8 protein-coding genes are annotated in these 9,168 nt (G+C 58.5%); 2 read left to right on the forward strand and 6 right to left on the reverse strand.

Annotation, left to right across the window (positions count from 1 at the left end; genetic code table 11):
* Position 1 precedes the first annotated feature (1 nt).
* Positions 2 to 478: a hypothetical protein gene (locus tag ACFUOZ_RS20135; RefSeq protein WP_377551502.1), complete on the forward strand. Its 477-nt coding sequence runs from the start codon at positions 2 to 4 to the stop codon at positions 476 to 478.
* Positions 479 to 481: 3 nt separating this feature from the next.
* Here the strand turns inward: ACFUOZ_RS20135 and ACFUOZ_RS20140 are convergent, their stop codons facing one another.
* From ACFUOZ_RS20140 to ACFUOZ_RS20165, 6 genes are all read right to left on the reverse strand, one after another.
* Positions 482 to 2,812, reverse strand: coding sequence for a DEAD/DEAH box helicase family protein (locus tag ACFUOZ_RS20140; RefSeq protein ID WP_377551505.1), 2,331 nt, complete (start codon positions 2,810 to 2,812; stop codon positions 482 to 484).
* Positions 2,812 to 4,812, reverse strand: a complete 2,001-nt coding sequence (locus ACFUOZ_RS20145) for a site-specific DNA-methyltransferase (protein ID WP_377551508.1) — start codon at positions 4,810 to 4,812, stop codon at positions 2,812 to 2,814. The genes ACFUOZ_RS20140 and ACFUOZ_RS20145 overlap by 1 nt, the downstream gene beginning before the upstream one ends.
* A gap of 187 nt (positions 4,813 to 4,999) precedes the next feature.
* Positions 5,000 to 5,305: a hypothetical protein gene (locus ACFUOZ_RS20150; RefSeq protein ID WP_377551511.1), complete on the reverse strand. Its 306-nt coding sequence runs from the start codon at positions 5,303 to 5,305 to the stop codon at positions 5,000 to 5,002.
* The gene (locus ACFUOZ_RS20155) at positions 5,286 to 5,618 is read right to left on the reverse strand and encodes a hypothetical protein (RefSeq protein WP_377551513.1); all 333 of its coding nucleotides are present in this window, start codon (positions 5,616 to 5,618) and stop codon (positions 5,286 to 5,288) included. Before ACFUOZ_RS20155 ends, ACFUOZ_RS20150 begins: the two co-directional genes overlap by 20 nt.
* 215 nt (positions 5,619 to 5,833) lie before the next feature.
* Positions 5,834 to 6,247, reverse strand: coding sequence for a hypothetical protein (locus ACFUOZ_RS20160; RefSeq protein ID WP_377551516.1), 414 nt, complete (start codon positions 6,245 to 6,247; stop codon positions 5,834 to 5,836).
* A gap of 40 nt (positions 6,248 to 6,287) precedes the next feature.
* Positions 6,288 to 6,581, reverse strand: coding sequence for a hypothetical protein (locus ACFUOZ_RS20165; protein ID WP_377551518.1), 294 nt, complete (start codon positions 6,579 to 6,581; stop codon positions 6,288 to 6,290).
* Positions 6,582 to 6,930: 349 nt separating this feature from the next.
* On the opposite strand from ACFUOZ_RS20165, the gene mobF reads away from it, so the two are divergent.
* On the forward strand, positions 6,931 to 9,168 hold a 2,238-nt coding region (gene mobF / locus ACFUOZ_RS20170; RefSeq protein WP_377551521.1), incomplete at its 3' end, for a MobF family relaxase.

The following is a 9,168-nucleotide window of genomic DNA, read 5'->3' on the forward strand; positions in this document are numbered from 1 at the left end:
CATGGACACGGCAGAACGTTTCTGGTCCAAGGTGGTCAAAGGTCCCTCTCCAGGTGATTGCTGGTTATGGAGCGCTGCCGTCTCCGATGATGGCTACGGCAGATTTACCCTCAACACTGAGGGAAGAACCGTAGCCGTCCGTCCCCATCGCTTCGCCTTCCACTTGTTGCATGACGTCAAGCTGGACGCCTTCGGACCGCTCATGCACACCTGCGACGTGCCGATCTGCGTCCGCGCGACAACTGACGCCCTCACGTACCTGGTGGAAGGAACCAACCGCAGCAACATGCTCGACAGGCTAGCCAAGGGCCGCGACGCAAACGGAAGCTCCTTCCGCTGGCGCGGGCTGGCCCGAGCACAGTTCGCTGCGCGGTCCGTGGCACTGAGAGACGAAGTCCGCGTCCACGGCTGGAACAGGCCTCAACGAGTGGCCGCCCTTCTGGCCGGCGTTGATCCAGACGCGCCAACCCTATTCTGAGTATCAATCGTCGAGAGGATCTGCCTCATCTGCGGTTAGAAAGCCGATCAACTCCTCTAGCGTCCCGAAGTGCTGTGCACGAGCTTTACCGTCGTCCTTGAGTCCCCACAAAGTGAAGCCGTCTGGGCTTTGCTTCTCGAATTGTGGGTTGTATTCGCCGGGTGTAACGAACCTGATTACCAGGCTAGGGGAGTCCGTCCGGGATCGAACTGAGAGCAACTTTCGGCCGGCGTCCTCACGAAGCAAATGGTGCCCTTTGGTGTCGATGCAGACAACCTTGGTGCTCGTCCAGACAACGAAATCGGGATAAAAGTTTTCCGTTTCACCGATCGAGATCAGCGGAATTCCGTAGCCTGTCCGCGGCTGATTGCGTGCCCACGTCAGTCCAGTCTTATCGAGTGCTTGGGCGAAGGCCTTCTCAGGCCCGTTCAAACCTTCGTAGCCTGCATGTAGAGCATTGGCAAACGTTTCGAGTTCGGATTCCCGAACGAGGATCGGTCCCACTACATATGGGTTTGGCTTTCGCTGGGTTAGCGTCACATTCTCGATGTAGGTTCGGACCACTTTCTGAGCAAGGTCTCTAATCTGTAAGAAGGCCGGACTCCCTACGCCAACTTGAACATCAAACTTATGGTCTGCGGTGCTGGCGACATCGAGGGCCTTCGGTAACAAGCGAAGGACCTCTCGGTGAAAGACCCACCTCGCGGAGACTTTGCTGGGTTCCTCGTACTCCTGCCAATCGGCTTCACTGGCGTCGCCACCGATCGTTTGGGTTACGATCCGGCGACTGCCGCTACCAGAGGTGTTGATGCCACCAGCGGAGTAGTCCAGCATTTGCGCCAGAAGCTTCTCTGTGGGTTTAACGGCATCAAGCGGGTTGGTGGCGGTTCGTGGGATTTCACGCTTGAGCTTCGGCTTCAATTGTTTGGCTCGGGGATTCTGAGGAGCGCTGGCTACTAGCTTTATGTCGGGAAGATCCGTGCCCAAACGCGCTGAGACATCTTCGAGGATCTCGTTGAATACTTCGTTGCGGTCTACGCGTACATAGAAGTGAGCTGTGTTCAGGCGTTCTGGGGCATAGTGGGTCGTACCCGGCTGACGGAGCACCCTGCCGATGATTTGACTGACCTGAACGTTGGATTCCATTGATTTGTCGATGTAGGCGAAGTACGCCTGGGGATCATCCCAACCTTCCTGCAAGGTCAGGTTGAAGATGATGTGCTTGAAGTCGCCCTTCGTGAAGTCTTCGTAGTCACTGTCTGCGCCCTTGAAGAGCACAAACTCTTCGGGCAGTGGGTAGTCTTTATGCGTTTCGAGGTTGGCATAGACGGCAACCGTCTCAGGGGCGATTCCCTGCTGTTCAACTAGATAGCGCCAAATGCGGATCGGGGGCGCCTGCCTCTGGGAGAACGGCTGCGCCGGGTCGTCCTTTCGGAGGGCGTCATCGGCTACGACGTTCGTCTTGCAGACGTAAATCGCCTTCGGGGAAACATCAACCCCGTATTCCTCAGCATCCTGTAGTGCTTCGGCCATGTCTGCCAGCAAGGCTGAGATGGTTTCTTCCATCGGCGTCTTGTATCCAGCCAGGCTCAGTGAGTTTTTGACTAGCCCTTCGGCTACAACAGCGGAAGACCGTACAGCGGTTACGAGCCAATTGTCGCTGTAACCTGCTGCTCGGAGTCTGTCGATTTCCTGCACCATGAGAGGCGGCAACTGCATTGTGGCGCTGGCCAGTAGGACCGCCTCGGGCTGCAATTGCAGCAGAAGTTCCGTTTGCTGCTCCGAGAGGTTGTGAGCCTCGTCGTAGACGATAAACAACGGTCTCTTCTCACCGTTGATATCCAGACGCTCCCTCAGAGCTTGCCATGTAGAGACACCTGTTTCGTCGATGTCGGATTTGTAGATGGTGAGACTGCCTTGCTCCATGTCCCTTCTGTTGAAGGTTCCAACGGTGGCGAAGAACAAGGATGCCGCATCTGCGATTTCCACGTCGTGGGCAGAGTACTCGCTTAGCGGGCGCACATTCACGTTGCCAAGGATGTGGTGATATTTGCCGCCTGGCTGGAGGTTGGCATAACTCTGGGCAACGACAACCCGCCCACGTGAAAGCCACAGGATAACTGGGGCAACAGTGGTTGCGGCGGACATCTGTGCCACGGCGTCCGCAAGTATGACTGTCTTTCCAGCGCCGGTGAGGGCTGCAAGTGATTGGAAGAACGGCACCCATTCAGGGTTTTTCCGAGTGCCCTTCGAAACTTCATTGCCTTGATACTCCATGAACCGGTCTGCGATTTGAGTCGAGGCCGCCCGCTGGAACGAGAACAAAGTAACCATCAGGCGCTCACATCCGAGTAACCTTCAGTTCGCATATCTAAGCCGAAGTCGATGAGGATTTGATCCGGGATCCTGTAGAACCGAACGTCCTCAGTGCCGAATAGGTTGTACCTTGCATAGACGTGATAAATCGGTTCGAGTTTTTCCCGCCGACCTTCTGCGACGCAGGCTTCGTAGACCTCTTCTGTGAGATCGATGTTTCCATCGGGTCCTTCCCACACCAAGTAGAAGCCGTGTCCCTGGGAGTTCTTCCCGACCAGGTACTTGTACTTAAGTTCTTCGAAGGTGACGAGAGAACTCCCTCGTCGCCGGTTCGAGTCGTGGTGGGAAGCGATGACGGTATCGACCATCTCATCGCGCTCCATCTGCAGAACGATGTTGGCGTCTACTTGCTTTGTCAGCGTCTTGAATGCGAATCCGCCTTCGAGTGGGCGCCCCTTGCCGTTCGCCCAATCTCCAGAAATTGCACGTTTAAGCCTTTGGGCGGTCAGGGTCTTTGCATAGGAGTCGCCACGTTCGGGCCGGCCTTGCTCGATCAGGATGAATTGCCGATCGCTGCCCGTCACCGAGTTCATTGCGAGGACGGCATGGCCGGTGGTTCCTGAACCGGCAAATGGGTCAAGCACTACTCCATCAGGCGGGCACCAGATTTGAAGGATCTTTTGCATCAACCGCAAAGGCTTTACAGTCTCGAAACCGTGCCCACGGCCCATGATGGCGTTGAGCTCATTGATGCCTGTCTGGCTGTGGCCACTTTGTGCGTGATCCCACGAAACTGAACCAAGAACCTCAGGAAATACGTGTTCGTCATCGGCCCAATACGTCATGGGAACGAACCCCTTTTTGACGTCCTCCAGGTATCTCTTGAGACGTGGCCTTCCGCTGCCGCCCTCTCCGAGGAAGTAGGCCGCGGGCCAAGGGCCAGTTGCATAGATTTCTGCGGCCCTCTTCTTGGCCGCGTCAACCGACCCTTTTACTACCAGCGCTCGAACCCCTGCGCGCACCTCACCTTGGGGAAGTCCGCACAACTTAGCCCGCGTCTCTTCGTCATGAAGATTGACTTCGGAGTAGGGAGTGCCCCATTCTTCAAGCCATCTCTTTATGGTTCGACGGTCCGTTCCCCAGTGCCGTCCCGAGGGCGGATAGTGGATATCGCCAGTAATCGGTGACTGTATTCCGAAGACCATTCCCTGATGACTGGCGGCACCGACGGCGCTCAGGTCACCCGAGGTCCAGGCACGCGTATCGCCGTCCTTATTTTGGTAGCGTGCGTCCATTTCATCGGTGCGATCCAGCAACCGGGTAGTAGCGAGTGCTTCGTTTCGGGCATAGACGAGAACGTATTCAGTCGCTGTGCTTACGTGATCATTGCCGCTCTTGGGGGAGTAGGCCTTCTGCCAGTTGAGAATGGCGAGTCGATTAGACTCTCCAAAAATCTCGTCCAGCATTTGGCCCAAGTGGAACAGTTCCCGATGATCTATGCAGATCGCCAGGATTCCGTCCGTCTTGAGCATGGAGTGCATCATCTGCAGTCGCGGGTACATGAACTTCATCCACTTGGTGTGTCGTGCCGGGTCGTCTGTTGGCACCCAATTACCAAGGCCCGCATCATTGGGGTCTTCATCCCAGCGATCGTTGTACCGGAAGTCGTTTCCCGTGTTGTACGGAGGATCAGTGAGTATCAAATCAACCCCGCCGCGCCACTTGTACAGCGATGCCAATGCCTGAAGGTTGTCGCCTTCAATAATGAGATTCTTCGCCCGTTGCTCAGCCGTTCCAAGGGACAACCCAGGATTCAAGCGTTGGACTCTGGGACGTACAAGTCGTGCGATTCGTCGAGCCTGCTGCTTACCGGCAAAAGAGAGGTTGACGCCACGTTGCGCCTTCTCCTTCACGATCTCGATGAGCTCATCAACAGTTAGTTCTCGCCCGGCAGCGACGCTTAGTTCATTGAGTAGCCCATCGGTGGTAAGCGTGGTTGTTACCTCGGTGTCGTTCATTATGAGGTCCCTAAGAAAGTGGGTGAAGTTGGGCAAGGCTAAGGTCCGAACCTCGAATTCGCGGTCGGATCGTCCACCCCATCGTAGTCGCCCGCTTGTGGTCTCTCTTGACCTGCGCAGTCCGCTGACGCAGGGCCCACCCGGGACACAGTTCCGGGGATTTGGGCGAGAGAAGAATCAGCAGGTACTAGCTGATGGAGTCCAGCAGCCATCTCGTGGCAGCCGGGTCAAGGCGCAGGAGGAAGGTCCGCAGGGCCGAATTCGAGGAAAGCCTGACCTGAACTCTCCAATACTCGATGTCTACGATGTTCCCTACGCCCACCGGCGCGGTTCGCCGCCGGTCCCACCAAGAGTCCCGTTCGAACCAATGAACGGGTTCTTCTGTGACGACCCAGAGTCGGCCGTCATGCCTGACGGCCAACGGCCGGCCGGTCGGGCTGAACCGAACATCGACTCGGGCGTTGAGGGTGGTTTCATTCGCTGTTGCTGTCACGGGTTACGCGCTCTCCTAGATTCCTGCTCATTGCTTCTCCGCGACGGGTAACGGCCGAGGCCCACACCCATGTCCGGTACGTCAGGGGGCCGTCCTTCCACGTCACTTCCGCTGCCCGTTCCGTCCAGGCAAACACTTCGCCCTCCACCAGCTCGGCGCAGTTTGGGAACCGCAACCACGCACGCACCGGGATCCCCGGATACCCGTTGTGCAGCGGGAAGTTCTTGAAATCAAGTTCTTCCAGAGTGAGCCCGAACGGCTGAGCACGCTTTGAATACCTCGCATGCAGCGCCTTGGCTTGCTCCGGATTCATTACCACACAACTAGAATATATGTTCGAAACGACACGGTAAGAAAAGGCGGCCGGTCGGCCGCTGATTCCAGTGTGGGGGAGGGGTACGACAAGATAGCCCGAGACCTCCGATGGGCCGTGATATTTGGCCTCACCCGCGCAGCCGCGAGGTGTGATATTTGGGGTAACTCGCAGGGATCCGGCCACGCTGGCCGGGCCTGCCTTGCCCGTGCGCCTTACTTCGCCCGCAACGCGCGGGAACGAGCGGCAAAGTGTTCCCGCGCGAGTCCACGCCAGCGGAACTCGCTGCCGTTCTTATCGCGACGCTTCGCGAGGCGATCGAGCATGTTCTCTCGATCAGTTCCCTCCAACAAATGCGTCAGCTCGGAAACGTCGCTGTAGTGCACACAGATCGGAACATCGCAGTCATGCATCAACGGACCGAAGCCGTGCAATGGAATCCCGGTTGCCAGGTGGAAGGCGAAGCGGTGTGGGCGGACCGCCTGTGTTTGCCCGCCTCCGTTCAGAGTGAAGCGGCCGTAGCCGTCGTCAGCGACGGCGGCGCTCCATAACCAACAGTCCCCAGGAGCCGGTCCTTTGACTACCTTCTCCCAGAAACGATCTTGCACGGACGCGGGAACTACGCTCATCACTCACACACCTCCTAACGGCTAGCGCGGGAACCTCAGATCAATGCTGGGGCTCACGATCATGACCGTGCTCAGTTTCGCTTGTTGCTTCTTCCTGAGCTGAGTCCGCCTTCTTTGAGACGCGTGAGGTCTTCAGTAGTCCGAGCCTACGGAGGGACTTTTCGTCCCATCCGCCGCGCAGTGCAGCGCGCCGTGCCTTCACGGTTTCAGCCTTTGCTTCCTTGAAAGCTGCCTCCGCCTTGCCTTCGGCTTCGACTGCTTCCTCCAGGGCTTTGCCCAGGGAAATCTTTGCCTGTTGTTCTGCGATGACTGCCTGTTCAATTCTTTCGCTCATGTCCATAGTCTATGGGCAATCCGCTCACCGTCGAAGGCAGCACGCGGTACAACGTTCGGTCGCATTCGTGTGTAGCCCCTGCCCACCCATGCACAGCAAAAGATTGGCCTCCGGTCTTTTCCTGCACACACGTGGACAGCCGGACCCTGTAGCCCGGTTGCACACACCACGAACGGGCCTCAGGAGGCCCTAAGAGCCGTGGTGGGCAAAGCCTCCGAAGCTGACCCCCACCTCTCGGCGCGAACCGCCGAGAGGTCCGTATGCGGACCAGAACAAGCAATGCACGTATACTATCTGCGATAGGTGCCGCAGCGGGCGGCAGCGCAATAGGGCGGGCGGTGAAACCCAGGTGCATGGCGGCGTAACGTTCTTCCGTGGAACAGGCTCATCTGCCACCGCCTACCTGGAGTCTGACCACCACCGCGCCGACGAGTATTACCTCGAAGAAGACGGCCAGTTTGCCGAACGGTTCGTGTACGGCCCCGAAGGTGCCCTGGACACCGTTGATTCCCTCGACGCCGACCGCTACAAGCAGTGGGTCGATTGGGTAGATCCGGACACCGGAGAGGTGCGTGGGAAGCCAAAGGGTCAGGCACGCTTGCGCCAGTCCGACGGCGTAATGCGCGACCTTCCTGCCAGCCCACGTTTTGCAGAGATGACCGTCAATTGCGACAAGTCGCTCTCAGTTGCCGCCGCGCTCAATCCGGAAGTTAGCGCCGCCCTGGACGAGGCCCAGCGCGAAGCAGCGCAGGCCATGAGCGAGTTCGTAGCCGAGAACGCGGTAACCCGAGTTGGCCCCTTGGGAGGTCAGCGGCTGGTCAAAGTTGAACGGTTCGAGGCCGTTGCTGTTGTGCACAAAACTTCACGAGCAGGCGACCCTCACCGGCACATTCACGTGCAGTGGAACACCCGTGTTTTTGCCGAGGGAAAGTGGCGTGGATTGTGGACCACTCCGACTTTGAAGCAGCAAGGAGCCCTGCGCGGAATCGGTGAATCTACAATCCGTTCCCATGAAGGACTTCGCACCGCTCTGGCGAATGCCGGCCTCACTTTCGACACCGCTACGGGCAAGGTAGTTGAACTCTCCAAGCACGCCGAATTGCTGTCGAAACGCCGCGCGCAGGTACAAGAAAATATCGCCACACTAGAAGCTGAGTGGAGGAAAAACCACCCCGGTCAGGAGCCCTCACCGGAACAGCGTCGCATGTTCGACTTCAAGGCATGGGCACTGGACCGTCCCGGCAAGAAGGCAAGGAACAGGGAAGTCTCGCAGGCCGGATGGATCGATGAACTGCGCGCCGCAAATCTTCCGATCGAAGGGTTCACCGGGGGAGTTTCTGTAACACGTTCCTTGGCCGACCTGGACCGCGAGCAGATCGCAGCTGAGGCAATTGCCTTCTGTGAAGGCAAGGCCTCTGCATGGTCGTTGCATCAGCTTCAAGCCGCCGTCGCGGACCAAGTAGCAGCAGCAGGTGCTATTGCCGATCGCGCAGAACTCAATGCCTTCGTTACTGACACCGCGAAACGTGCTGCACAGGGTGCGCGTTCAATCAGCGATCCGCGTGACGGACACATGCCCGATCACGTCAGGCACATTACAAGTGAGCGTGTTATTGCGGTCGAGGATGAACTAAAGGCGCGCTTCACCGCACGTGTTGTTGCCGCCGAAAGGATGCAGCTCGATCCTCGCGTGTTCGCAGACACGAACCTTGGCCAGGCGCAGAAACACGCTGCCCAGATTGTCGTCAGTGACTGCGGCCTGGGTGTCATCGAAGGTGCCGCCGGTTCGGGCAAGACAACGATGCTGCGGGAGGCTAAGAAGATCCTCGACGCCGAAGGTCGCCAGCTCGTTGTCCTCGCCCCGACCCTCAAGGGAGCGCAGGAAGCAGCACGTTCCCTTGAAGCTCCCGCGTTCAGCGTCCACAAGCTCTTGCACGCGAACGGTTTCCGATGGGATGGCAACGGCCGCTACACGCGCCTGCAGCCGGGCGAGAATGACCCCAAGACGGGAAAACTGTACCGGGGCCCGGGCGATGAATACCGGCTCAAGAACGGTGCCCGTGTTGTCGTGGACGAGGCAGGCATGATCGACCAGGACACCGCTCTCGCTCTGACCCAGCTCGCGGATCAGTACGGGGCCGGCATCGTACTCATGGGCGACCGTGCGCAACTTCCCGCCGTCGGGCGCGGCGGCGTCCTGGACCACGCCTCGAAGATCGCTGTTGATCGCGCCGACATCGACGTCGTTCACCGCTTCACGGACCCCAAGTACGCGTCTCTCTCACTGCGGATGCGCGACCGCGACAAGCCAGCCAGCCTCTTCACCGAGCTTTACGAGGGTGGGCATATCCGCATCCACACCAGCACCGAAGAAGCCGTGGCCGTGATGACCGAGCAGGCGGCTGCAACGATTCTTACCGGCGGGACAGTGGCCCTGGCGACACCCACAAATGAGATGGCAACGCAGATCAACGCCGTCATGCAGGACCAGATGACCGCCGCCGGCCGAACCCGTCCCGCGAAGTTCGATGTGGCCGGCGTTGACGGTCTCGTGCTGCGGCACGGTGACACGATCATGACCAGAAAC

Source organism: Paenarthrobacter sp. NPDC057355, from assembly GCF_042667405.1.
Classification (GTDB): domain Bacteria; phylum Actinomycetota; class Actinomycetes; order Actinomycetales; family Micrococcaceae; genus Arthrobacter.